This window comes from Arthrobacter sp. AFG20, assembly GCF_002892795.1.
GTDB lineage: Bacteria > Actinomycetota > Actinomycetes > Actinomycetales > Micrococcaceae > Arthrobacter.
In genome coordinates this window covers 1-22,875 of record NZ_PJMC01000024.1, presented here as the reverse complement: position 1 = coordinate 22,875, position 22,875 = coordinate 1, and the positions used below count along the sequence as shown (strand labels likewise).

The following is a 22,875-nucleotide window of genomic DNA, read 5'->3' as shown; positions in this document are numbered from 1 at the left end:
GGCCCAGCGCTCGACCATGCTGGCATGACCTGGAGCTATGACGACGATGGTGACGTCCGGATTCGATTCCGATCGGGGCAGCAGCCTTGGATCGATGTCGTCTTTTATAGGTTCGATGCGCAAGACTTCTCCATGCGCGGTCAATTCCTCAACGGTCGTGCCGTTCCACAGGCGAACGGTATGACGCGGTGGGAGGTACCACTAGAGTCTGGCCACACGCCCACAGCAGTGGCGCAGAAGGTCGTCACCATTTACCTGATGCCTAGGCCTGGCGGCGTAGGTGTTCAGATCCATGCGGCGATTGCACCCCTCGAACAACCGCGTCCGATGCACATTAAGATCAGGCCCGAAGATCGGCAAGTCAGCAGGATCGAGAAGGATTTCCCGGGCTTCGTTCGTGCGGGAGACTCCAAGCAGGTTTGGATGTCGACGCGCGTTGGAGGAACCCGGGTCGCTGAGACGGATTTCTGTGACATGGTCATGACGGCCGCAGAAGTCGGCCTAGCCATGTTCGATGGCCCGTTCACGGGCTGGCTTTTCCCGAGAGATGTGTAGGTCCGCGTCTGTTGCCGACCGCCTCCGCACGTAAAGGTTATTCGGTGAACCGTCCCGGGTTTGATGCCGCACTCTTCAAGAACGAGGCCGTGGCAAAGGATTCACCGTTCCGCAGCGGGCCGTTGAAAACCGAACCCGACGTGATGGAGATCGTCTTCGAGTGGGTCCACTGTGGGCTGGCTTCAAGTTGGATGGACGGCAGACATCTCTTGTGGACAGGATGAGGTACACAGAGCTTTTCACGCTGAACACCATAGAAAATATGGCCTACTTCAGCGGGATCCAGCCGCCGGATGGATTCCTTACCTTCGACCCGCCGGAAAAAAGCTGAGTGCTGCCCGTATGGATGCATTAGGGCGGAGGCAGCCCGGTGGCCGTCTCCGCCCTTTACGTTCTCGTGGGCATTCTTACTTGGGTTGCTGAGCCCGCACATCGGGGAACCATCCGAGCGGTGCCTTCTTGGGTTCAAGGTGTTCGGGGTCGCGGTGCTTTTGCATATCGCATTTGTAGAACGGCCCTCGGGGATCCAGAAGGACGCTCATGTGGTGGTCGGCGTGGTCTTTGAACCAGACGCTGATGCCGGTGGCTCCGTCGAGCCTGAGGTGTTCCCAGGCCCGCCATAGCGCCTCTACACGGGACACGGCCTCCGGGTGGAAGTACCATTCAATGCACCACTTCGCTGCCCGACCGTCCACGTCACGGACGTACGTGGGCAGCAGCTGCTCGTGCAGGAATTCCTCGGCCGAGCCGTAGACCAGCTGCGGGGGCTTCTGCTGCTCGCCGCCGTCAGCGCCGGTGTCCTCTACGTCTGAGCTGGGAGCTTCACCGAAGCGGCCAATCTCGATAGTCATGCCCTACTCCCCTACCCCGTCACCCATGGATTGGTTACCGGTGCCGCTGCCACCGGTACCGGTTCGTCCTCCGGCTGCGGGCTGTACTTCTTAATAGACGCTTCCACGGCGTCCTTGTGGGAGCCGGTGTACCAGGGCATGGTGCGGACCAGCGTGGCTGGGGCGCCGGAGGCGAGGACGACGGCGCGGCCGCGGTCCAGCTCGGCAAGGTTGGAGACGTCGAAGATTCGTTCCTTGCTTTCCTGCCGGGAGCGGCTGGATCCGGTTTTCCCTGATGAGACGGAGACGTTGATGTAGCTGTAGTCGCCGATCAGGTCAGAAAGTGCGCGGAGGAAGCCTTCTTCGGCGACGCCACCGCCGTAGACCTTGACGTTCGCGGCGGACCAAATCTTCCGCATGTTCGCTTCGCCCCAGAGTTCGACGCCCTGGGACCAGGACTGCAGGATGCCCATGACGATCAGGCCCTTGGAGCCGTAGTGGCTGAACTGATCGGGAAGGCCGGCCCAGCGAACTACGTTCGCCAGCTCGTCAAGGGCGAACAGGGCCGGCTTGGGAAGGCGCCCCCCACTGCGCTCGGCCCGTTCCTCCATCGCCTCAGCAATGGCCACGGTCAGCGCCGTGGTCAGTGGGGCGGCTGAGCCTGCTCCTTCCTTGGAGAGGATGTAGATCGTCTCCTGGGATGCGGCGAACGCGTGCGGATCGAATTGGCGACGGGCATCTCCTCTCACGCCCGCGCCACCGCTTGGGGCGACCCAGCGAAGGGTGTTGCGGCTCTTGAGGCACTGGATCATCTTCTCGGCGGTGCCGAAGATACCGTCGCGTTGCTTGTCTGCCAGCTTCAGCGTGGACTCCAGGCCCTTGTACTGCAGCTCGTAGTCATGCTCCCGGAGGATTTCGATGGGTTCCTGGCTGACCTGCTCGGTCACCCACAGGTACACCTGCGTGATCGGCAGATCGCCCAGTGCTGCAGCGAGGAAGTAGGAGGAAAGGATGTCTTCGGCTTTGGGGTCGAAGTAGGCATCCGGCTTTGACCCAGGAACCCGGGAACCGACGGCGAAGTGCTGGGTGAGCTTATACGCCTTCTCTTCGTCGGTGACGTAGGACAGGGGGTTCCACCACCAGTCCGGTTCCTCCTGGGCGATCTTCTGCGGATCGAACACCCACACAGGGGCCGTGGCCTCGCGGACGCCACGGGTCCCGTCCACGACGTCGCGCTTGTTGGAGGTTGAGACGACAGCGCCGGGAGCGTCTAGGATCGCAGGCATCACCCGGGAGGTCGACTTACCGGTCCGGGGCCCCCAGATGTCGAGGCTGAGGTCTTCCCAGGACTGGATGAATTTCTGGCCGGTGGAGACGACCTTGCCGACCACGATCCCGGGGTTGTCCTTGATTCCCAGCCGTTCTGCCTTGGCCTGCGCTCCCTTCTCGGAGAACGCAGCCAACGATTTTCCGCGGCCGAGGTAACGGGCGGCCTTGTCCACCCGGGCACGCTTGGACGCACCCTGCCGCCAGGCGACCAGTACGACGACGGCCAGGGCTAGGACCAGTCCGGCCATGACGCAGACAACGATGGTGGCCTGGGCCGGCCACGGCACCTTGCCCTTGATAAGTCCGGCGATCAGGTCAACGGGATGGGCGGGCGGTGCGTCGATGCCGGCCATCCACGAGCCAATGTGTGCGGCCGCATACGTGCCGCCGCCGAAGACGACGATAAAGCCAATGGCCAGCCACACGAGGATGGCATCACCGAGGCCCATGCCTTTGCGGTTCGGTGCGCTCACAATGAGCCTCCTTCAGTTGGCACGATGGGTGCGGCTGGATCCATGATCGGTTCCGGGGATGCGTGCCATTTCCCGTCGGTGTCGTTGACCCCGTCAGGGCCATGCTCCACGGAGGTCAGGCTGACCTGCACCGGGATTCCGGGGCGCCCGCCGACCTTGATAAGGAACTTCCCACGCCCTGGCGGCTCGACGTCTACACCACGGGAGTCCCACGCTGGCGGGTCCTGCCAGGAGATGAGCTTTTGCTGTTCCTGCCGGGACAGCGGTATCGCGGAGGTCAGCAGCGGCATCTCGGAAGCGGGCAGCCCGCCGCAGATGACCATGCCGGAGCGTTCGACGAAGCCCCGGGCTTTCATCCGGTCCTCCTCGGCCGGCAGTGCCAGCAGGTCGGACATGGTGTGGGAGATCATGATCTGCCCGACGCCGACGGAGCGGTTGAGTCGGGTCAGGGCATCCACCCGGTCAACCATGCCCTTGCCGGCACGCAGGGCCCGCCACAGCTCATCCAGAACCACGAAGTAGTTCCTGCGCGGCTCCAGCCCCGCGTCGGCGAGGGCGTTGGCGACATTCACGGTGCCGAAGCCGTAGGACCAGCAAGCCAGCAGCACGGCGGCCTGCAGATCGGTTTCGGTCTCATCGATGCTGGAGACATCGAAGACCACGGCCCGGTCACGCTTCATCGGGTTTGTGGTTTGCCGGGAGAAGATTTCGCCGAGCTTCCCGCCGCCGGTCAGACCGAGCAGGGTTGCTTCCAGCGCCCGGGTCTCCTGCAGGTAGACGTTCATGTCGCCGCGGTCCAGTGCGACCTGGCGCAGCTCGTCCGGCGCGGAGACGATCACGTCGAGCAGGTCCTTCAGAACCGGGACGCCGTCAAAGCGTTCATCGAGGACGCGCAGCGCCCGGTCCAGGATCGTTTGTTCCTGGTCCGTGGGCGGGTTGTTCCGGCTGATGGTGATGAGGGATACGACCATGGTCAGGCGCCGGCCGTGAGCGTCGGCGCGGACCCGGGCAGCGTCCTCGTGGTGGCCGCTGTCTTCGAGCAGCTGGGCCGCTTCCACGGCCTGGCCGGGGTCGAGGATGTTCATATAGCCGACGCCGCGGCCGAGCTTGATGACCTGGCCGCCCAGGGCTTTCACGGCTTTGACGTGTTCGCCTTTGAGGTCGCCCAGGATCAGGGGGTGCACGCCTTGAGCGGAGAGGCCGATGAACATCCGCCGCACTACCGTGGATTTCCCGAGGCCAGGCTTGCCGAGGATGAACGCCGAGGGGTTGGAAAGCAGTCGTGCGCGCTGGAACCAGCTGATCGGGTCGCAGCAGACGGTGGCTTGGGTTTCCTCGTGGCGGCCCAGCGGCACCCCAATCATGGGAGACGATGCGCCGGACGAGAACGGCCACAGACCGCAGACCTGAACGGTTGTTCCCCGGTACTCCCGCACGGAGGGCAGGAGTTGGGCCATACCGCCGCCCCGCCCGGTCCAACCCCTTGATCCCGGACCGGCTTCCCGTGCGGGACGCTTCGGGGTGTCGTCCGTTGCTTTTGCTGTCTTTACTGTCTTTGACTTCTTTGCTGTCAAAAGCCTCGTGGGTGCCATTACAGCGCGTCCTTAATCTCGGAGGGCACCATGCTGTGCTTGGGCAGGACCAGCCCCAGGGGCAAGGAGGCGGCGAAGGCAGTGTCCTGGGAGCCGTAAGCGCGGCGCAGCAGGACCCGGGCGGTGCCCGAGGTTTGTTCAATGGCTGCTACGGCGTCGGGCAGGCGTTCCTTGTCCGTGACGGTGGCAGTGACGACCATGCCGAAGTTCACCAGTCCGGCGCCCTGGGCTTCTTCCTGCGCGGTTTGCACGGCGGAGCGGGCATCGACCAGGGCACGGGCGGAAGGGCGGGTACCGGAGGTGATGCGGACGTTGGCGTTGTTCTGGTCCCGCTCGACTACCGCTGCGGCGCGGGCGGAATCCATTGGGCGGTAGAGCAGGGAGACGCGTTTGCGGTCGATGTCCCCGTGCGGTGCCAGCAGCCGGGACAGGACGGAGGAGTTCACCGACCCGCGCGGGGCGCCGGACATGGTCCAGGAGGCCGAGAACGCGGAGTCGTGGCGGTAGTCGTCCCAGCTGGCCTGCGTCGCGGTGGGGCCGACCTCGTCCCAGGTCAGCGATACCGGGGTGCCGGCGGCGTGGGCCTCGTCAATGATCAGCGCGGCAGGCGGGTCGTAGGCAATGCGGACGACCTCGCAGAGTTCCTGCGCCGACATGGGACGGGCGATCCCGGCACCGGTGGACTGGAGCCGGGCCGACAGGCCGGGGATCCGGGAGGCCAGGTCACGGGCGACGTCTTCAGGGGTGCGCTTTTTCGACCCTGCACGCAGCGATGCGTTGAAGGTCAGGGATACCCAGGCGCGGACCGTGGCCGATCCTTCCGGGTAGGTCTCGACGACCTCGTGGAGCATGTCCCTGGCGAACTGCGGGGCGTTCGGGTCGATGTTCATCATGACTTCGTTCCGCAGCCGGTACCCCGAGTCCGGAGCGGTCTCGACGGTAACGGCAGCGGCGTCCAGGCCGGCCTCGTCGGCCAGACCGGCGAGCCAGCCGCCCCAGTTCGCCACCCAAGCATCAACCTGCTCCGGGTCCACGAGGGAGGCCCCGTCCGGTTCGGTGGAGAAGATCACGGTGAAGTGGCTGGTGGCCGGTACGTGCAGCATGGCGAAAGGGCGCTTGTAGGAGTCGGTGAACTCATACAGGGTGGACTTCGCTGCCAGCCCGGGGAGCTGGTACATGCCCCATTCGGTCACGCCCAGCGGCCCCGATCGGTACAGATTGGTCCCAGACGACTTCGAGACCTTGAACGCTACGCGAATACCCATACGGTCCACGGCGGACTGGCCGTGTTTGTCCTTGACTGTCAACAGCAGAGCGCAAGCGCCAGCTAGGGCAAGGACCCCCAGGCCGACGAACAGGCCCCAAATCGCGAAGCTGACAATGCCCAGGAGCAGGCCGACCATGACGATGCCGGTGCCGATAGCACCGAGATTGCCCAGTCCGGCTGAGCGCGGAACGCGCCAGTTGCCGTAGGACGGTTCCTTGTATTCGGTGTTAATTGCTGCCACTGGGGCCCTCCCCGGTTGAATCCTGCGCGGTCGTCTTGATTGCCTCTGATGTCCTGGATGCCACCTGTATGCCTGTGGCTACGGCCATGCCAGCCGGGCCCGTAGCTGCCGCTCCGGTCGCGGCCCCAGCACCCCCGGCCGGTGCTGCCGCTCCCGCTTTGCCTGTGGTGCCAGCGGCGCCGCCCGGGCCCGAAGAGCCAGGCGTTGGCTGCCCTCCCCCGCCGCGGGGGCCTGAAGATCCGGAACTGCCCTTGGGAGAGTTCCCTGCGTTCGTGCTGGTTGTGCTGCTGCTTGCTGGGGTGGGTGAGGCATTGCCCCGTCCACTGCCAACTCGGCCCATGGACACAGCCCCGGTGGCAAGGGCACCTACGGCTGCTCCTGCTGCTGCCCCACTGCCAGCGGCAACGGCTCCCACCATTGGCGTGACGAACCGCATCAGGGCTGGAAGGGCGAACAGGGCGACGATCATCAACGTGAACCCCGTGATGGAGCCGATCAGGGCATCCTTCCCGCTGGTCTTGCTCATCAACAGGAATGCGACCGAATACACGATGGCGGCAGCCGGCTTGTAGAGGATGAAGGCGATGGTCCAGCCAACTGCCTTCTGGAACCACTGCCTGCCCATCTCCGTATTCGTGAATGCGGCGGTCGTGGGCAGGATGCCGGCCAGGATCACCAGCATGCCGCTGCGGACGACCATAAGAACGATCTGGACCAGGGATGCAATCAATCCGATCAAGCCAAGGATGATGAGGATGAAGACCGCATCGCTTGTGTGAATAGCCGCGATTTTCTGGAATGCGTCGGCGAACCCTTTGCCGTCCGTGGATCGTTCGATAATGGCGCTGGCGAAGGCATCGGCGGCAATGACCAGAATCGAGATGGTGCCAAGGCCTATGGCCGATACCAAAGTAAGGGTGAGCAGCGAACGAAGCAGATCTTTCAGGGGCGCCCCGCGCTGCTCCCAGATCATTCGAATGCCTCCGATGATCACGGCGAGGACTGCCAGGGCCAGCGTCCAAGGCATTAACTCGCTGTTTACAGCGGATACGACCGGACTGGCCGTTGCCCCATCCTCGCTGGTGAGATTCACAGTCGGCATGGACACCCAGAAGGTAGACAGAGTCGTCACCATCTGGCTCATTCCCTCCATGATGGACTTCGCTAAGTTCCCGATTGCATCGTTGGCTATGTCTTCGAGTGCGTTGCCGAAGCCACAACCCAGGTCTCCCCAACTGCATTCAGCCATGTCAGATTCCCGACCAGAGGATGAAGCCGCTCAGGTCCCTGAGCTGGGAGATATGGCCGAAGGTGGCTCCATCGTCTGCGGGTTTGACCTTCCAATCTCCGTCCATCCAGCGCATGGAGAAGGTTGTGCGGCCCAAGGCTCCCGTTTCCGTGGCGAAGGCGAGGTCGACGGAGGCTTCCGACGGTGTGTAGGACTTGAGCAGGAAGCCCTTCACCTGAATCGTTGTGCTGCTGCCACTGGATGAGGTGCCGCTGGCCGTCTCCTTCAACGCGGCGTCTCTACCGGCTCCCGGGACGAGAAGCTTGTCCGCTACCTGCTTGAGAATGTCGGGATTCCCCGAGGATCCAAGGGCAGCGACGTTCATAGCCGCGTAGAGGGACCCGGTGGGTGAATGTGCGAAGCATGAGCGGAAGCCGTTCGTATCGGTTTTGCCGGGACCAACTTCAGGATCTGTGGGGGTCGCCATTTTGCCCACCAACTCCCATTGTGAGGTGGGCGCTGTACCCAGTGAGGTCTCTGAGGAAGACGGCAGCCCGCAAATGCTCTTTCCTCCGTCGCTCGAAGCGCTGGGTCTGGCGGTGGCTGTGCTGCTTGTAGCCGGTGCGGGCTCCGCGTTGCTCTGTCCTTTGGGGAGCAGGAAGATGACGATCCCTGCCGCAACCAGTGCGACCACCAGCGCGGCCGCGATGATGAAGCCGGGTCTGGTGAACGGATTGCTTTCGGTGGTGCTCTCTGTTGACTGGCTCATACGGAACCTCCCGTAGATGGTGGTGGCTTAGACGAAGGCGCGGACGATGCCTGCGGCGCCGGTGATGATGATGCAGCCCATGAGGACCCAGCCGAGCTTGCCGATGGCCTGTGCGCCTTCACCGCGCTGGAGCTGGATGACCATGCCGATGCCGACGATGATGACGCCCAGGACGCCGAGGACCAGGCCGATGCCGGAGGCCCAGTTCAGGATGGTCAGCAGGCCGCCGGCCTGCTCGGGGACGACGGGGGTGGGGTTGGGAATGACGCTGGTGGAGAGCGCGGTGAACGTGTTCATGGTGAGACCTTTCAGTGGTTGGTTGCCGTGGCTAGGGCGGCCACGTCGGTAATGAAGCGCTGGTATTCGCGGATGGCTGGCAGCGCTGTGGTGTCGGTGTGCCGCCAGGCGTCCACCCAGGGCAAGGTCCAGAGCCTCGGTGCCCCGCCGCCTACGAGGGCGGCGAAGTCCCGGAGTGCTTTGGGTGTCTTTCCTGGGGCGTCTGCCAGGACGGCGAGGCCGAGGAGGTTGATCTGGGGGGCTGCGCCTGACGCCCACTGGGTGAGCGCGTTCCTAGCAGTTGTCAGGCCGCGCATGTCTGCCCGGCAGACCAGCAGCACCCGCGGCTTGCCGCCGCTGGTAAGAACAGGCCAGCAATGATCCGTCGAACGGGCAGACTCGATAAGGTCAGCGATCCGGCTTTCACCCGCTCCCCCATGGGTACCAACAACCCAGAGCCTTGCTGTGCCGGCCATGTTGCGGGACGCCAGCCGGTCTGCCGCGTCTGGCTCGATCATGCCCCGCAGCGGGGCGCTGATGACCGCCGCGGGCGGAACAGCCGCGTCCAGTGTTTCCTCTGCCGGTTCATCGGCCGTGGGGCGGGTCACCCAGGGGTTCAGGGTCTGCTGCATGATTCCTCCTCTCAACTCTCAAGTTCCGTGGGGATCGTTCTAGAAGCCTTTGGCCACGGCGGCCGCCGCCGCGAGCCAGGCCCGCTGGGTCGCAGGCTGGAGCGCCTCGTAGCGGATAGGTCCGTTCACCAGAGCGGGGTCGTACGGGATGCGGACGACGGTGCGCACGAACGGCTCGAAGCCGTCAGCGATCCGCTGAGCCTCGGCTTTGGCGCGCTTGAGGGCGTCCCCGCCCATGCTGCGCTTGGCGTCGGTTGACTCGGAGACGATCACGACGGCGTTGCGTGCCAGCTCGGCGTCGTGGCCACCACGGGATTCGAGGGTCTGCAGTGTCAGCCGGGCTGCTTCTGCACGGTCCTCGATGGCGGTGACCGGGACGACGAGCTGGTTGGTGTGGTCGATCATCCGACGCCAGTTGGCCGCGCGGGCGGTGTTGCCGGAGTCCATGATGACCAGTCGGTAGTACCGGGTGAGGACCTGGTGGGCGATGTCCACTTCCTCGGCAGTGACTTCGTGGTCGCCTTCTTCGTTTTCGTCTGAGCGCAAAACGTCGAACTTGTCGGCGGTCTGGTGGTGGACGAATTTGGCGATTTCGGCCGCGTTCGTGGACGGGGACAGCAGCTCCGTGGAGGAATCGATCAGGTCCAGGACGCTGCGGTCGTGGGCGCCTTTCTCGGTCCGCCATCCCAGGGTGCCCTGGGATTCGTTGTTGTCCCATGCCACTGTTGCCGCGCCACTGTAGCGGGCAAGGATCGCCGAGAGCATCACAACCGTGGGCGTCTTGTTCGCCCCGCCCTTGCGGTTGACGACGGCGATGGTCCGCGGACCGGGCCAGTGCTGGCTTACGGTGCGGATGTCTTCGCGCTCGGACAGCTCCTCCGCTGACGGATCCATCCGGAAGCCCAAGCGGGTCAGGGTCCCGCGCCAGCCCTGGGTGGCTGGCTCCAGCACAGGGGCGCTGACCAGGAAGGAGGTCTCCTTCAAACTGCGTCGGGTCACGGGTGCTTCGGCTTCAACAGGCTGCTCCGGTGCCCCGGCAGCCGGAGCAAAGTCTTCGACCAAGGCCGTCTCCGCGGCAATGGGCGGCCAAGACTGGCGTTCCACCGTCGGCTGGGCAGGTTCAGGCTTCGCGACCGGCGTTGGCTCGGGAGTGGTGTCGGTGACTTCGGCGGCGGCCGCAGCGGGCGCACTGGCGGGAGCGGCAGTGCGGCGGCGGGTGGACCGGGGCTCGTAGGAGACGGATTCGACTTTGCCGTCCGGGTGGACGATCAGTTCGCCGTGGCCTTCGGGATCCTCGATGCGGACCCGGACGGGGCGCTGCAGCGTCTTGGCTTCGGCCACGACAAGGGCCAGGGCGTTGTCGCGCAGATCCTGCAGCGTCTCCCCTGCAGGGACGACGCGGGAGTTGCCGGCCACGGTGACCTCGGCGGTCCCGTTGTCGCTGATGATGGCCTTGATGTTCGGGAAGGCCAGGACCTCGGTTGGTGTGGTGCTCATGAAACCTGATTCCTTACGTTGATGAGTGGGTGAGGTGCGGGCTTTCAGGACGTTGGCGGTGTGAGCCGGTTGACCTTCCAGGGGGCTTCTGGGCCGGTGCGGAGCAGCTGCAGGGTGTACGTCCCGGCATCGGTCGGCACCGCAGCCATAACGCCGTATCCGTTGGCTTCATCAACCGTCAGCGTCGCGGGGCCGGTGACCCGGGTGGCGGGGACGTTGGCGGGGTCTACAGCGGAGTAGTCGGCGGTGGCCTGTGGCGTGAGCCAGCGGGCAAGGTCATTGGCCCACTGCTTTTCCTCCACGCCCGGGCGGGCGAAGTCCGTCATGGCCTTCTGCGCGGTGTCTACGGCGGCGTCCTTGCTGGCCTGGTCCCAGGTGATCCCGAGGGTGGCCGGCACGGTGCCGCCGGGAGCTTGCGGGCCGCTGTCGGCGCTCAGCGAGACCGGCGCAGAAGCCGTGGCGGCCATGCTGGTCGCCGGGGCCGGTGCTGTGTTCGCGGCCGGTGCGCAGGCCGCGCACAGCAGGACCACCGCGGTCAGTGGCAGTGACTTTTTCACTTCTTCTCCTCTTGGGTGGGCAGGTACAGGAATGCGGACGGGACCGTGTTGCTGACCGTGCGGGTGTAGTAGTTGTGGTCATCCGGCGGCGGGTTGCCGTTGTAGCCCTCTTCGACGTAGGTCCCGTTGTCCTTGACCTCCTTGACCACGGCGACGTGTCCATAGGTCGGGTCCGCTCCCCCGGCACCGGGCGCGTACCAGACGACGGCCCCGACACGAGGGACGGAACCGGTTGGCCAGCCCTTGGCGTCCCACCCGGCCTTCCACGTCAGGGCCGAACCAAGGCGCTGGCCATCAGGACGGAAGTTGCTGTTGAGGAATTTGAACGGCTCCCCGGTGGACCCCATCTGCTGGTTCACCCGCCACAGGGCAAAATCCACGCATTCGCGATAGAACATGCCCAGCGGTGAAGCGGCAGCCGCTCCGGCATCTACCTGCATCCAGGTCGGAGAGTTTTTCCACGGGTAGTCGTCCCCGGCATCGGACTTCCCCGGGATGGCGCAGTCGCTGCCTTCCAGCGAGAACTTGCCGTCCGAGAGTGCTTGCACGAGTTCGACGGCCTCGGGCCAGTACTTCTGATAGTGATACGGGTCGGCGTTGCGCTGGACTTTATTGCCGGCGAGGGTCGGCTCCAGCAGCTCCCACCCATCCACCTTCTGGAGGGCCTTGATGAAGTTCGTGGCGCTAATGGTCGGGTCCATGCGGTCCGTGTAGGAGCCCCACGCGCCGTTGTCACGCTGTTGGAACAACCCCCGGGAGTCCGGCCCGGCGCCGTCGCCGCGGTCCAGAACACGCAGCCCCGATTCGCCCAGGGCGACCATGACGCTAATCATCTGGCCCTTCAAAGGTAGGTTCAGCGCCTTGCCTGCGCCCAGGATCGACGCTGCGTTCTTCAACTGCTCCTGGGAATAGCCATCGACCTTCGTGTCGCCGGCGATTGTCACTGAGACGGTCGGGCCGCAGTCGGCAGCCGCGGGCTTTGCCGGCGCAAAGAGTAAGAGGATGGAAAGGACCAGTCCCATCAAGATGGCGGGGACCGCGATCAGCGCCACGAGACCAAGTGACTTCCGCTGCATGCAAATCCCCCTTTGGGCCCCCAACTGGCCCACACCAAGGATACAGGCCTGTAGTGGACATGTGCAATGCATGTAGTGGGCATGCTTCATACGTATCCAGAGCTAAAGGAACGTCTACGATGAGTGGGCTTCGATCGAATCGGCCGCTGGAAGGTGGGACATGATGCTGACGACACGGCGTGGCCTCGCCTGCCTGGCGTTTCTCGTACCCGCGGGCTCGCTATTTGGATTCGCGGTCATCATGGCCCGCAAGATCGTTAAACGTAGTCCAAAGGACTACCGTCGCGCCGAGCTGACAGATGATGGCAGCAGAGTCCGCATCGACTTGGATGACTACACCAAAGCCCACGGCGACTTCGCCGTGTTCGATCCGGTGGCAGAGCGCTACACCAGAGTCGGCGAGGTCACGCTGATCGACGAGGATCAAAAGTTCGTGGAACGGCTAATTCATCCCCCTGGTTCCGGGCCAGGGACTTTAGGACCCGTGGTCGACTGGACCCCCGACGTGTTCTTCGAACCCTCCGCGGTGGCCGAACGGTTTGAAGAAGTGCTCATCCCTACCGCTTACGGTGCGGCGCCGGGATGGCTATTTGAAGGTAAGAACGCAGATACATGGGTGATCCATATCCATGGCAGCTGGACCGACCGCTCGATCATGTTCCGTGACGTCCACGCCTTCAGCCCCTTGGGATTCACGTCCTTGGTGCCCTCATTCCGCAGCGACCTGGAGGTCAGCCCACCACAGGCCGAATCGAGCCACCTTGGTCAAACCGAATGGCGTGACGTGGAAAGCGCTGTGGCCTACGCCGTGGCTCAGGGCGCACGGCGAATCATCCTCTCGGGCTGGTCAATGGGTGGGACCATTGCCCTGCTCACAGCGGAGCGCAGCGCCTACCGTGACCGGATCGCCGGGATCGTTCTGGTAGGACCGGTCACGAGCTGGCGTAAAACCATCACGGCAGGAGCGGAGGCCGCCGGCGTGCCTGCGCTAGGTGCCTGCCTTGTTATGTCCTTGCTGCAGGCTCCCCCATTCGCGAAGATGCTCGGGCTGGACGAACCGATCAACTTCGATGCCCTTGAATGGGTCGACATACCTAACCGGGTGTCAATCCCAACCCTGGTCCTGCACTCGAGCGCGGATCAGGAGGTTCCCTGGGAAATCTCGGCGGCGTTCCAATGCGCGAACCCCGACACCGTCACCCTGATTTCCTTACCTGAGGCGCACCACACCCAGGAGTGGAATGTGTCGCCTCACACCTTCACCAACGAACTCACGAGTTGGATCAACAAAACGATCCTGACCGAAGGCTAGACCCGCGCGTCCAGCTTGGCCTCGATCTGGCTGATCCTGCCCTGAACAGACTCCGGGAAAGGGCACATGTTCCCCCGCTGGTAGTTGTGCAGAACAATGAGGCTTTTGTAGACCCCATTTTCCAGCGTTTCATTGAACAGGTCCCAGGCCGGACTAAACCGGGACTGATCTGCATTTACCCGGATCCTCAGCGCAATAAGCCAAAGCGCATCGATCATCCAGAGCCGCAACCTCGGCAGCTGCTTGGACAGGAAAAGAATCAGCCACCCGGCAGCCGTCACCGAGAGGCCGGCATAGAAAAGACGGTCAAACCAGGCTCCGATCGCCTCTGCAAAGGCATCCCAGGGCGTGAAGTGGAATAGCAGCACATATGCAATGTGGCACGAGACGGCCGCCGCAACCACGACCAAGCCCGCTGAGAATGTTGCGTACAGGCCTCTGGCCTTGTGCCGAAGCATGTAGATGATCCTAAGCACGGTGAAGAGTAACGCGAACATGTACGTGCCGCTGTACGTGGCAGTTGCGAGTTGGTCCATGCGGTAATCAATGAAGTCCGCAGAGGTTGGACCTTTGTTCTCAATGAGGGCAAAGCTGACAATCATGATGGGAATGCTCAGCAACGGAGCATAGTAAGTCCACTTGACTGGTACGTTTGCTAACCGCCGAACACTGTCGTTGAAGAAGAAGATCGCCAACAGCGCGAAGATGGCTTGAAGAAGATTCGTCACGTTGACGCCACCGAGGTAGCTGTCGATGGACGCCAGCGGCGTAACCGTTCCCAGGACATAAAGCGCCGCCAGGCCGAACATCGATGCCACCCACGATGCTCGGGCTTCCGCCACCTTGACTACTGAGGGGATCCGAAGGAGGCATAGGGCACTCAGCAGCGCAAAGAGTAACTGTTTCATGGTCTATCAGAGGAAGGGATCAGTCTCGGAGGAGCTGCGCGCGCGGGTCTTCTTTGACATCTCGAATGCAAAATCCTCCACCCAACGTTCTACGGGATGATTCGGAACAGAACAGCAGCTCATGCTTTTCGCGCGGGCAGCCTCCTTCAGCATCTCTTCAGAGAAATCGGGCAGAACCAGGTGGCCTTGGAAGCTCTCCAGATATATGTGTCCGAGCTCGTGATAGATGCAGTGAAGCTTGTACTGCGTGGAGTTTTGCGGCGGGACATAGATCTTGAAGTGATCTTCAAAGTCCAATTTGAAGGCTGTCAGAGTTCCCCAAGACCCCTCCTGCTCGATCAGCTTGATCGGCTTTTCGCAGATGACGGCCAGACGTTCGAGGACTTCCGCCATTGACGTCGTGCCGTCTCCGCATAACTCCCGGACCTTTTCTGCGACCGGCGGGAGGCCCATTCAGTCTTCCTCTTCGCCGTTCATCGACGCATCGATGATCCGGGTAATCGTCCGTAGCATTTCGGGCGAGGTGGCCCCAAGGTTTCTCGCCGCAAAGTTCTTCACCTTGAGCTTGCGCATCTGCACAAGGAACTCCATGCGCGCTTCCACCTCAGGGGGAGTCTCACTGTTGAGATCACAGAGGTAACTGGCGGGTACGGCAAAAACGTACTCTGCTATGCCCTTTAGCAGTTCCTGATCGGTCACCAGGCTGCCGGTGCCGTTGATCAAGTAGGACCACCGCGTCCGCGATAGGTGGATTCCGTGCGCTGAAAGTGCTTCTTCCACATGAGGGTACGTGAGCGCAGTGTTGTGATCGGACTCCCAGATATCCACCAGGATCCCCATGCGGTCTGCCAGCCGCTCTTTCTTCTGTTGCTGCGTGAGAAACACGCTGCGGCCCCCATTTGCCATCTATGTAGCTCCTTAGCAGCTCAGCCTCTTGCGTGTACCGCCACACAAAGCAGGCGGGCAGCTGACAAGAATGTTACCGGATGGCTACCGAAGGGTGCAGGCAGTGAGTTGTGCATGTGCGAAGCATGTATGTAGTCTGGCGATTGCTTGGCCTCTTTCAAAGGAGTACCAAGCGCCATCGCGGCAGAACCTATAGGTCTACAGGTTCTCTGGAACCGAAGTGAGGGTGAGTGACTTGGAGGAATACCGTCCACCCAAGCTGCTCGGTAAGAAGGCGCCGCTGAACTGCCTTGTGCTCCCAGATCAGCACCAGGCCGCATGGAAGGCGACGCAGCGGTACAACATGTCCTTCGGCGAGTATGTAGGTGCTTTGATAGACCGCGCGGAAGGCCGGCCCAACAAGCTTGATGGGATGCAGCAAAAGGCATTCCCTATCGAGGAGCGTTAGGACGCCAGATGCCACAACCGCCAAAAAGAGCGACACGCCGCCGCTGCGTGCCGGGTTTCGTTTATCAAAACCGCTTAGATAGCACTATGGCAATTCAGAAGCTCGCCCAGGGGGGCCGCCCTTCCAAGGGACCCCGGCACACGTTCGTGGTGAAGCCCGATCTTGCACGGGCAGAAAAGCTGAGGGCAATCATGGAAATTCTCGGCACGAATGCCGTCGATTACCTGACTCCGCTGGTTGCCGCCCACATAGATTCCATCGACCTTGAAGAACTGCGCAATCAGGAGACTTTGCCTATACCGAAGGCCAGTTAATAAGCGAAGGCCCGCACGTGGCGGGCCTTCGTTAAGTATTTAGTTCAGATCTCGTTCTTGGCGGGATGTCGATCTGAACTTTTATCCAACACCCACCCAGTGGGTGGATCTTGTCATTCCCGAAAGGGGGAACTGCTGTCTATGGTACCGGAAGTCAATTCCGCGTCAACGCATGCCCTTGAGAGTGTCGCCGCTGCACGTCAAGTCACACCGCAGGATGCCTGGGTCCTGGCTCCCCTGATTGCCGGCGAGAACTCGTACCGTGTAGGTCGGTGGATCGGGACCAGGTTCCAGTATCCCCGGCCAGCAACCCCGCATGCGATTACGAGGGCGCTGCCTGAGCGCCCTGCAGCAGTCATGATCCATGGCGCGGAGGGCTCCGTAGCCACGCTCTGCATCGACCTGGATACCTCCAAGGCGCTGAAGAGTGTTGTGGATTCAGATGCCGCACGACTTAGGAAGCTTCTGAACGAAGCCAACGTCGGCTTCGTGGAGGACTTCTCCCCGAGCGGTGGCAGGCACCTTTACATTCCACTGCAGGAACGACTCACAGCCGCCAAAGCCCGCGAGCTCATCGAAGCCCTCGGTCTTCTTGCCGCAAGCCTGGACCCCAGCCCTCACCAGAACATCACCGACGGCTGCATCCGAGTCCCCGGTTCCCGGCACAAGACCGGTGGCTACCAGACCCTCGTCACTCCCCTGGCACAGGCCTACGCCTCACTCCGCATCCGCAACTCCCCAAGCGCTATAGCAGCACTGCGAGCAGCGCTGGCCCCTGAGTTGGCCCGCAACAAGGCCATTCAGGAACGCCAGGCCAAGGCAGCAACAACAGCCCGGATTAGTGTCACGCAACTGCCAATCAACGGGTGCAGTGAAAGCCCACTGCGCCGGATTGCGCGCACCGGCCTCTACGACACGGCCAAGTACGCCAGTCCATCAGAAGCGCGCATGGGCGTACTGAACCACTTCGTTGCCTGCGGCTGGTCGCTGGAAGACGTACAAAACGAACTCACGGGCCAGTTCCCCGGCTTGGTTGCGCTCTATGGCACGCAGGCCAAACAGTCGCGACTCCTCCCCCGCGAATGGGCTAAAGCCCAAGCCTTCACGAACGCCGGCACTACGGAAAAACGTAGCCACCGTCAATCCGGGAAAAACTATGCCCTTATTAACAACACAAGCCTCACTGAACCCACAGGGGGGGCACACAGCCGCAGTTCTGCTTCAATCCACCAACTCGTGAACGACTTGGAAAACGTTCTGTACTCCGTACTGGACCACCGCCTCGCTGCCAGAGGCCGCGAGGGCCTCGGCCTCCGACTGCTGATCCGCGGTCTGCTGGGTTATATGCGAGCGAAAGAAACGGATTTCCTGGATGTTGGCTGCCGTACGCTTGCCGTTGCCCTGGGAAAACACCATGTCACTATTGCCCGGCTGCTGCCCGTGCTGGCCCAAGCCTCAGACGGGATCCTCACTAAGGTCGCAGATGCTCGTCACAGGACGGCGGACGTCTACCTCATCCAGTTGCCCCAGCACTATCAACAACTGGCGAGGGAGCTGACGTGGCGGAAAGGTCGCATTCATGCTGTGCGACCCGTCTTTCGTCACCTTGGGGATGTTGCAGCTCTTGTATACGAGGCTATTGAACGGGACCGGTACTCCCCCACCACGGCGGAGATTGTCCGGGCCACGAGCATCAGCCGCAACGCCGTAGCAACGGCGTTGGCTGATATGGAAGCCCTCGGCATGATTCGCCGTGCTCGTGGCCAGTGGAAGACTGTGGCAGTCAACCTCACCAATTTGGCCGCACGGTTGGGCGTCCTGGAGGACTACCAGAGCCACATTAGCCGAAACCGGTTTGAACGCGCCCGCTGGCACGCGTACCTCGACCGGTTCCTGACTACTGCGCTTGACGAAGGTTCAATATACGACCAGGAACGCGACGAGTACTGGCTACCACCTGGTGACGACGCCATTTGGAGCGCTGCCTAGACGTCTTTACGTCATTGACAGTAATACCCTCAATACCTGCTTTACTGTCAAAAACAGTAAAGCACTCAAAGCAAGTAACGACAGTAAAAACAGTAATGACTGTAAAGACACGGTTCCCCGTAAAAACAGTAATGACAGTAAAGACAGTAGGGTTGGACTATGGCGAAAAATCAGACGATTGAGCGAGTTGGCCTGGACAGGGTCTGCGCTTTCGTGAACGGCAAGGGCGGGGTCCTGAAGACTACGCTGACTGCGAATCTAGGCGGGCTCCTTGCCGTCTCGGGATGGCGGGTGCTGCTCGTCGACTTCGACCCCCAAGGCAACCTGGGCCTCGACCTTGGCTATCGTCACGTCGAAGGACGTGATGACGAGGGTATGGGCATGGCACAGAGCCTCATGTTTGGCGCCCCGCTAAAACCTCTTAAGGACGTCAGGAAAAACCTCGACGTGATCCCCGGGGGAGCGCATTTGGATCAAGCTGCGGCTGGACTTGTCTCCCTTGCCGGCAAGGATGCGCGCAAGGCAAAGCTGGCCCTAGCTGCCGCCCTGTCTCCTATTGCAGATGAATACGACATCATTTTCATTGACTGCCCCCCTGGCAACGAACCATTACAGCTGGCCGCGTTGGGCGCCGCCTCAAGGATCATTGTCCCCACCAAGACTGACGCCGGAGGTCGAGAGGGTCTCCTGGGGGTTGCCAAACGCTTGGACTCCGTTATCGACGTTAACCCTGGCATTGATTTGCTGGGTGTCATCATCGCTGCCACGTCGTCGTCCGCCAAGTCCGTCCAGCGAATCGTCAGGCAAGCCATCGTTGACGCTTTCGGCACGGACGAAGTGCTTTTCAGCAACATGGTCCGTCACGCCGAGTCACCCGCCCAGGCAGTGCGCGAACGCGGACTCCTGGTTCACGAACTGGAAGAGCAGGTGAACTCTGGACCGAGATGGTTCGAAGTCCTGCGCGGAACCGCGAAAGCCGGCCCGAGCCAGCCAAGGTCGGCCGGCAACGTCGCAGAAGACCTTCACCGAGTTGCCCAAGAACTCGTTGTCCGCCTCGAAGCTGCCGAACAAAGGAACGCCTCATGAGCCAGAACCGTGAACCAATCAGCGGCCCTCCGGCACGCCGACCCTCGTCGGGTGTCCAGAATCTGCTCAGGGCCAACCGAGAACCAGCCGCTGAGACTCCGGCGGATAAAGCGGCGCCAGCCGCAACCAACCAGACAAAACAAATCACGTTCTACATGAGGACCGTGGACCGCCAACGCGCCAAAGCTGCCTACCAAGCGACGAGCAGTCAGGAAATGGATGCCTCTTGGTCCGAGTTCATCACCCGGGCGGTCATGGGCGAAGTCCTCCGTCGAGAACGCCTGTACAACGCCGGCGAGCCCTTCCCAGGCGGTACAAGGAACCTCGCTCCTGGGCGGAAGCTGACTTGATAGATGTTTTTACTGCCATTGCTGTCATTGCTTTCAATGACAGTAATGGCAGTAAATGGTTCAGTCTGCCAGCATGATGGGGTGCTCTGCATGCGACGAAATAGATCAGCAAGTGATAATCACGGCCACTCTTGGTTATTCGGACGGCACCCACGACCGCGTGAGCGTTGAAGGGGTCGACTACGAGGACGCGCGGACCAAACTGAAAGCGCTCGTCGCAGAAGACCAGAAACTCCTCGTCATCCGCACCGACAATTACTGAGCCCTCACAATCGGGCAAAATGGCCCCATGTGCGGCAGATATGTGATGTCTAAAGCGACCGGGGATCTTCTGAGCCACTTTGACGCCAAGGAGGTGGAGGGTACTCCGCCCCCACCCAGCTGGAACGTGGCGCCCACCCAGGCGGTGCCCATCGTGGCCGAGCGTCTGGATGAGGGCAGCATCGAGCGGCACCTGCTGGTCGCGCACTGGGGCCTGGTCCCGTCCTGGGCAAAGGACATCAAGATCGGCTCCAAGATGATTAACGCGCGCAGCGAATCGATCCTGGAGAAGCCCTCGTTCCGAAAAGCCGCCGTCAAGCGCAGAGCCATCGTCCCCGCCGAGGGCTATTACGAGTGGCAGAAGACCGAGGACGGCAAGAAGATCCCCAACTACCTGTACTCCGAGAAGGAGCCGCTGCTGGCCTTTGCCGGCCTGTACGAATGGTGGGCGGACCCGTCCCTGCCTGAGGATGACCCCGGCCGCTGGCTGCTCAGCTGCACAGTGCTCACCACAACCACGCAGGATGCGTTGGGACACGTGCACGACCGCAGCCCGGTCATCATCCCGAGGAACCGCTTCGCCGAATGGCTGGACCCGGACCTCACCGACAAGGCTGACATCCAACACCTGCTGGATTCGCTGCCGGAGCCGACCCTGGTACCGCGCGTAGTCAGCACCAGGGTCAACAGTGTGCGCAACAACGGGCCCGAACTAATCGAGCCGGACACTACGTACCAGCCTTGACAGGATAGGCGACAGCTGCCGCGCTACCGGTCCGGCAGCTGCACCTCGTCGGGCACCAGTTCTGGCCGTGGCCGTTGGTATCTGACTGAGTGCCGGAAGGCGTTGCCCGTCCAAGCGACATCAGCGGATATTTCCACCACGAGGGGCTCAACTAATGTCAGCGACACGGGGCCTTTATCCTTACTGAATCTGTTGAGCGTGGTTTCTGTGATTACTTCCGGCCAAGGGTGCGGGCGTTGCGGCGGACGCAGGTATGCCGAAAGTTCCAGGGCCGCCTTGGCCGCCAACGCCGTGGAGCGTCCAACAATCCTTAGCCCGCCTTCCACGGGCAAGCCGACCACGACATGCTGGGGCCGGTCCATGGCGCCGATAACGGCAGCGCACACCACATCAAGGGATTCACGGCGCTTCACCTTAATCCATTGCCGAATGCCTCCTTGGTAGCTTTGGCCCGCACCTTTGACCATGACCCCTTCCAAGCCCGCCTGATGCAGTTCCTCGAACCATCTGAGCGCCTGGGCGCGGTCCTCGGTGATGGGGGAGAGGTTCAGCGGCGGCATCCAGTCAGCCGCCAGTTGTTCCAGCAGTTCCCGGCGCTGCTCCAGCGGTCTGTCCCTGATGTCGTGCCCGGCAACGGCCAGCAGATCGAAGGCAACGAAGGATGCCGGCTGTTCTCGGACAAGGGTCGGCAGGCTGGCCTTTGAAGCCACCAGGCGTCGCTGGAGGGCGTCAAAATCGAGCCTGTCACCGGCCCAAACGACGGCCTCGCCGTCCAGCACGCACCCGGGCGGAACTTGGCCTGCCAAGGCCTTTAGGAGATCGGGGAAGTACCTCGATAACTCTTTGCCTTGCCGTGAGTACAAGGACACACCGCCGGCGCCTACCAGGGCACATGCCCTGTAGCCGTCCCACTTTGGTTCATACCGGCTGCCGCCAGGGAGTGCGGCTTCAGCCGGGACCGAATCAACGGCCTTCGCTAAGGCCAGCGCCACGGGCGGATGCAGGGCCGGGGGCACATCCTCTGTCATAGCGCCACGCTACAGCCGCCAGCCCTGACCGGCTCAGGCGGCGGCCGCCCCCGCGTCCGTAATGCCGGCCAACAGCCATTGCTCAGACAGCGGCTCCCGGCGCAGCTCGAACGTGCGCAGCGCAGAGGTCGAGGTCAGGCGCACTTGAACCTGCCAATGCTCCACACTGATTAGGTCACCGCACCCGACCGGCGCCCGCGTGGCAGTGTTCCACCAATCGGCGCGCGTAAACCACCGCACCGGCTCCGCGGCCACAGCCCAAATCCGGCCGTCATACCTGACGGCCAGGGGAATACCCTTGGCCGTGAACCGGACCTGTACCGGCACATTCAAGGGCTCGTCACTTGCTCTTCTTGCCACGGGTCCGCTCTCCCAAATTCCTGTTCATCATTTCCTCCCGACGGGTAACCGCCGAACTCCACACCCAAGTCCGGTACGTCACCGGCCCGTCCTTCCACGTGACCTCAGCTGCCTTCGCTGTCCAGGCGAAGACCTCTCCGTCCACCAGCTCAGCGCAGTTCGGGAACCGGATCCACGCCTTCACCGGGATCCCCGGATACCCGTTCTTGACTGGAAAGTGCTCGAAATCAAGCTCTTCCACGGTCAACCCGATCGGGCCGGCCCGCCGTGCGTACTGCGCCTGCAGCGCGGCCGCAAAACTCTCGGAGGACATACCACAACCTTAGAACACATATTCGAATAGACGCGCCAAAAGAAAGCAGCCAAGGGCTTGGCCGCCATTGCACATCTTCCTGTAGGGGTACGACAAACGGCCCCGGGTTATACCCAATGGGGACAGCCTTGAGCTGTGCGGAGGACTCCACCTGCCCGCCAGTGGGCATAACCCGGACCCGAAGACCAGGGGTTTCGCTGCGCTTCGCCCTGGTGGGCGTCCGCTGGCGCGGCCGGCTGTTGGGTCCAGTGCCGGCTCCGCAGGGCTCCGCCGTCCCTGGCCCTGGTGTGTCTACGACGTTTTTTGGCTGCTGTCCTTCGGATCGTACGTGCCCGCTCCGCCCCGTCTAGCCCCTCCTTCGTCGGGGCCTGCAGGCCGGGAATTTCCTTCCGGCGCTCCTGTGTCGCTTATTTCCTCCAGGAATTTCCCGCCCTTTGCCCTTCGGGTAGACGGGCCTCCGTCGGGCACAGCTCCGCAAAGCTCCGCCAGCAGCCAAAAAAACAACGGGGGAGAGGGGAAGCTGGCCGGTCACC

The 22,875-nt window shown here is 62.5% G+C and carries 25 protein-coding genes; 8 read left to right on the top strand and 17 right to left on the bottom strand.

From position 1 onward, the window contains the following. Positions 1 to 24 precede the first annotated feature (24 nt). Complete coding sequence (locus CXZ05_RS20640; RefSeq protein ID WP_146033128.1) at positions 25 to 555, top strand: hypothetical protein; 531 nt, start codon at positions 25 to 27, stop codon at positions 553 to 555. Between the two features lie 407 nt (positions 556 to 962). On the opposite strand, the gene CXZ05_RS20635 is transcribed toward CXZ05_RS20640, so the two are convergent. The 11 genes from CXZ05_RS20635 to CXZ05_RS20585 all read right to left on the bottom strand — a co-directional run bounded on the left by CXZ05_RS20635 (position 963) and on the right by CXZ05_RS20585 (position 12,322). After that, complete coding sequence (locus CXZ05_RS20635; protein ID WP_102974331.1) at positions 963 to 1,406, bottom strand: DUF4913 domain-containing protein; 444 nt, start codon at positions 1,404 to 1,406, stop codon at positions 963 to 965. Positions 1,407 to 1,417: 11 nt separating this feature from the next. Further along, complete coding sequence (locus tag CXZ05_RS20630) at positions 1,418 to 3,187, bottom strand: type IV secretory system conjugative DNA transfer family protein (RefSeq protein WP_102974330.1); 1,770 nt, start codon at positions 3,185 to 3,187, stop codon at positions 1,418 to 1,420. Continuing rightward, a complete protein-coding gene (locus CXZ05_RS20625) occupies positions 3,184 to 4,779 on the bottom strand; it encodes a helicase HerA domain-containing protein (protein WP_258006670.1) in 1,596 nt (531 codons plus the stop codon). The genes CXZ05_RS20630 and CXZ05_RS20625 overlap by 4 nt, the downstream gene beginning before the upstream one ends. After that, positions 4,779 to 6,287 carry an SCO6880 family protein gene (locus tag CXZ05_RS20620; RefSeq protein ID WP_102974328.1) on the bottom strand — a complete coding sequence of 503 codons (1,509 nt, stop codon included), beginning with the start codon at positions 6,285 to 6,287 and terminating at the stop codon, positions 4,779 to 4,781. The genes CXZ05_RS20625 and CXZ05_RS20620 overlap by 1 nt, the downstream gene beginning before the upstream one ends. Further along, positions 6,274 to 7,314 (bottom strand): hypothetical protein, encoded by a 1,041-nt coding sequence (locus tag CXZ05_RS20615; protein WP_258006669.1) that lies wholly within the window; start codon positions 7,312 to 7,314, stop codon positions 6,274 to 6,276. Before CXZ05_RS20615 ends, CXZ05_RS20620 begins: the two co-directional genes overlap by 14 nt. 223 nt (positions 7,315 to 7,537) lie before the next feature. Then, positions 7,538 to 8,284, bottom strand: coding sequence for a hypothetical protein (locus CXZ05_RS20610; protein ID WP_102974327.1), 747 nt, complete (start codon positions 8,282 to 8,284; stop codon positions 7,538 to 7,540). Positions 8,285 to 8,311: 27 nt separating this feature from the next. Next, the gene (locus tag CXZ05_RS20605) at positions 8,312 to 8,581 is read right to left on the bottom strand and encodes a hypothetical protein (protein ID WP_102974326.1); all 270 of its coding nucleotides are present in this window, start codon (positions 8,579 to 8,581) and stop codon (positions 8,312 to 8,314) included. Positions 8,582 to 8,592: 11 nt separating this feature from the next. Next, positions 8,593 to 9,192, bottom strand: coding sequence for a DUF6668 family protein (locus tag CXZ05_RS20600; RefSeq protein ID WP_102974325.1), 600 nt, complete (start codon positions 9,190 to 9,192; stop codon positions 8,593 to 8,595). Positions 9,193 to 9,231: 39 nt separating this feature from the next. After that, entirely contained in the window at positions 9,232 to 10,689 is a 1,458-nt protein-coding gene (locus CXZ05_RS20595; protein WP_102974324.1) for a chromosome partitioning protein ParA, read from the bottom strand. Positions 10,690 to 10,733: 44 nt separating this feature from the next. Next, positions 10,734 to 11,246 carry a hypothetical protein gene (locus tag CXZ05_RS20590; protein ID WP_102974323.1) on the bottom strand — a complete coding sequence of 171 codons (513 nt, stop codon included), beginning with the start codon at positions 11,244 to 11,246 and terminating at the stop codon, positions 10,734 to 10,736. After that, positions 11,243 to 12,322 carry a CHAP domain-containing protein gene (locus tag CXZ05_RS20585; protein WP_102974322.1) on the bottom strand — a complete coding sequence of 360 codons (1,080 nt, stop codon included), beginning with the start codon at positions 12,320 to 12,322 and terminating at the stop codon, positions 11,243 to 11,245. Before CXZ05_RS20585 ends, CXZ05_RS20590 begins: the two co-directional genes overlap by 4 nt. 160 nt (positions 12,323 to 12,482) lie before the next feature. On the opposite strand from CXZ05_RS20585, the gene CXZ05_RS20580 reads away from it, so the two are divergent. Continuing rightward, positions 12,483 to 13,634 carry a S9 family peptidase gene (locus tag CXZ05_RS20580; RefSeq protein WP_258006668.1) on the top strand — a complete coding sequence of 384 codons (1,152 nt, stop codon included), beginning with the start codon at positions 12,483 to 12,485 and terminating at the stop codon, positions 13,632 to 13,634. On the opposite strand, the gene CXZ05_RS20575 is transcribed toward CXZ05_RS20580, so the two are convergent. From CXZ05_RS20575 to CXZ05_RS20565, 3 genes are all read right to left on the bottom strand, one after another. After that, positions 13,631 to 14,443 (bottom strand): hypothetical protein, encoded by an 813-nt coding sequence (locus tag CXZ05_RS20575; protein ID WP_258006671.1) that lies wholly within the window; start codon positions 14,441 to 14,443, stop codon positions 13,631 to 13,633. The genes CXZ05_RS20580 and CXZ05_RS20575 overlap by 4 nt on opposite strands. A 105-nt stretch (positions 14,444 to 14,548) precedes the next feature. After that, a complete protein-coding gene (locus CXZ05_RS20570) occupies positions 14,549 to 14,995 on the bottom strand; it encodes a hypothetical protein (RefSeq protein ID WP_102974320.1) in 447 nt (148 codons plus the stop codon). Next, the gene (locus CXZ05_RS20565; protein WP_102974319.1) at positions 14,996 to 15,448 is read right to left on the bottom strand and encodes a hypothetical protein; all 453 of its coding nucleotides are present in this window, start codon (positions 15,446 to 15,448) and stop codon (positions 14,996 to 14,998) included. A gap of 226 nt (positions 15,449 to 15,674) precedes the next feature. Between CXZ05_RS20565 and CXZ05_RS20560 the strand changes: the two genes are divergently transcribed. From CXZ05_RS20560 to CXZ05_RS20530, 6 genes are all read left to right on the top strand, one after another. After that, a complete protein-coding gene (locus CXZ05_RS20560) occupies positions 15,675 to 15,896 on the top strand; it encodes a hypothetical protein (RefSeq protein ID WP_258006667.1) in 222 nt (73 codons plus the stop codon). 86 nt (positions 15,897 to 15,982) lie between these two features. Next, positions 15,983 to 16,210 (top strand): hypothetical protein, encoded by a 228-nt coding sequence (locus CXZ05_RS20555; RefSeq protein WP_102974317.1) that lies wholly within the window; start codon positions 15,983 to 15,985, stop codon positions 16,208 to 16,210. Positions 16,211 to 16,567: 357 nt separating this feature from the next. After that, positions 16,568 to 18,199, top strand: a complete 1,632-nt coding sequence (locus CXZ05_RS20550) for a hypothetical protein (RefSeq protein WP_258006666.1) — start codon at positions 16,568 to 16,570, stop codon at positions 18,197 to 18,199. Between the two features lie 159 nt (positions 18,200 to 18,358). Next, entirely contained in the window at positions 18,359 to 19,285 is a 927-nt protein-coding gene (locus tag CXZ05_RS20545) for a ParA family protein (protein ID WP_102974315.1), read from the top strand. After that, a complete protein-coding gene (locus CXZ05_RS23780; RefSeq protein WP_102974314.1) occupies positions 19,282 to 19,635 on the top strand; it encodes a hypothetical protein in 354 nt (117 codons plus the stop codon). Before CXZ05_RS20545 ends, CXZ05_RS23780 begins: the two co-directional genes overlap by 4 nt. A 289-nt stretch (positions 19,636 to 19,924) precedes the next feature. Further along, entirely contained in the window at positions 19,925 to 20,641 is a 717-nt protein-coding gene (locus tag CXZ05_RS20530) for an SOS response-associated peptidase (protein ID WP_102974312.1), read from the top strand. A 23-nt stretch (positions 20,642 to 20,664) separates the two neighbouring features. On the opposite strand, the gene CXZ05_RS20525 is transcribed toward CXZ05_RS20530, so the two are convergent. From CXZ05_RS20525 to CXZ05_RS20515, 3 genes are read right to left on the bottom strand one after another with little or no spacing between them, the layout of a single operon-like run. Then, positions 20,665 to 21,669, bottom strand: a complete 1,005-nt coding sequence (locus CXZ05_RS20525) for an ATP-dependent DNA ligase (RefSeq protein ID WP_102974311.1) — start codon at positions 21,667 to 21,669, stop codon at positions 20,665 to 20,667. Between the two features lie 33 nt (positions 21,670 to 21,702). Further along, complete coding sequence (locus tag CXZ05_RS23555) at positions 21,703 to 22,029, bottom strand: hypothetical protein (protein WP_102974310.1); 327 nt, start codon at positions 22,027 to 22,029, stop codon at positions 21,703 to 21,705. After that, on the bottom strand, positions 22,010 to 22,342 hold the full coding sequence (locus tag CXZ05_RS20515; RefSeq protein WP_102974309.1) for a hypothetical protein: 333 nt from the start codon (positions 22,340 to 22,342) through the stop codon (positions 22,010 to 22,012). The genes CXZ05_RS23555 and CXZ05_RS20515 overlap by 20 nt, the downstream gene beginning before the upstream one ends. Positions 22,343 to 22,875 lie beyond the last annotated feature (533 nt).

Coding starts and splice junctions, on each gene's coding strand:
- CXZ05_RS20570 (WP_102974320.1), bottom strand. CDS start 14,995: ATGGGCCTCCCGCCGGTCGCAGAAAAGGTCCGGGAGTTATGCGGAGAC.
- CXZ05_RS20550 (WP_258006666.1), top strand. CDS start 16,568: ATGATCCATGGCGCGGAGGGCTCCGTAGCCACGCTCTGCATCGACCTG.
- CXZ05_RS20625 (WP_258006670.1), bottom strand. CDS start 4,779: ATGGCACCCACGAGGCTTTTGACAGCAAAGAAGTCAAAGACAGTAAAG.
- CXZ05_RS20555 (WP_102974317.1), top strand. CDS start 15,983: ATGGCAATTCAGAAGCTCGCCCAGGGGGGCCGCCCTTCCAAGGGACCC.
- CXZ05_RS20595 (WP_102974324.1), bottom strand. CDS start 10,689: ATGAGCACCACACCAACCGAGGTCCTGGCCTTCCCGAACATCAAGGCC.
- CXZ05_RS20565 (WP_102974319.1), bottom strand. CDS start 15,448: ATGGCAAATGGGGGCCGCAGCGTGTTTCTCACGCAGCAACAGAAGAAA.
- CXZ05_RS20610 (WP_102974327.1), bottom strand. CDS start 8,284: ATGAGCCAGTCAACAGAGAGCACCACCGAAAGCAATCCGTTCACCAGA.
- CXZ05_RS20515 (WP_102974309.1), bottom strand. CDS start 22,342: ATGTCCTCCGAGAGTTTTGCGGCCGCGCTGCAGGCGCAGTACGCACGG.
- CXZ05_RS20580 (WP_258006668.1), top strand. CDS start 12,483: ATGATGCTGACGACACGGCGTGGCCTCGCCTGCCTGGCGTTTCTCGTA.
- CXZ05_RS20600 (WP_102974325.1), bottom strand. CDS start 9,192: ATGCAGCAGACCCTGAACCCCTGGGTGACCCGCCCCACGGCCGATGAA.
- CXZ05_RS20615 (WP_258006669.1), bottom strand. CDS start 7,314: ATGCCTTGGACGCTGGCCCTGGCAGTCCTCGCCGTGATCATCGGAGGC.
- CXZ05_RS20635 (WP_102974331.1), bottom strand. CDS start 1,406: ATGACTATCGAGATTGGCCGCTTCGGTGAAGCTCCCAGCTCAGACGTA.
- CXZ05_RS20585 (WP_102974322.1), bottom strand. CDS start 12,322: ATGCAGCGGAAGTCACTTGGTCTCGTGGCGCTGATCGCGGTCCCCGCC.
- CXZ05_RS20605 (WP_102974326.1), bottom strand. CDS start 8,581: ATGAACACGTTCACCGCGCTCTCCACCAGCGTCATTCCCAACCCCACC.
- CXZ05_RS20530 (WP_102974312.1), top strand. CDS start 19,925: ATGTGCGGCAGATATGTGATGTCTAAAGCGACCGGGGATCTTCTGAGC.
- CXZ05_RS20525 (WP_102974311.1), bottom strand. CDS start 21,669: ATGACAGAGGATGTGCCCCCGGCCCTGCATCCGCCCGTGGCGCTGGCC.
- CXZ05_RS20640 (WP_146033128.1), top strand. CDS start 25: ATGACCTGGAGCTATGACGACGATGGTGACGTCCGGATTCGATTCCGA.
- CXZ05_RS23780 (WP_102974314.1), top strand. CDS start 19,282: ATGAGCCAGAACCGTGAACCAATCAGCGGCCCTCCGGCACGCCGACCC.
- CXZ05_RS20575 (WP_258006671.1), bottom strand. CDS start 14,443: ATGTTCGGCCTGGCGGCGCTTTATGTCCTGGGAACGGTTACGCCGCTG.
- CXZ05_RS20545 (WP_102974315.1), top strand. CDS start 18,359: ATGGCGAAAAATCAGACGATTGAGCGAGTTGGCCTGGACAGGGTCTGC.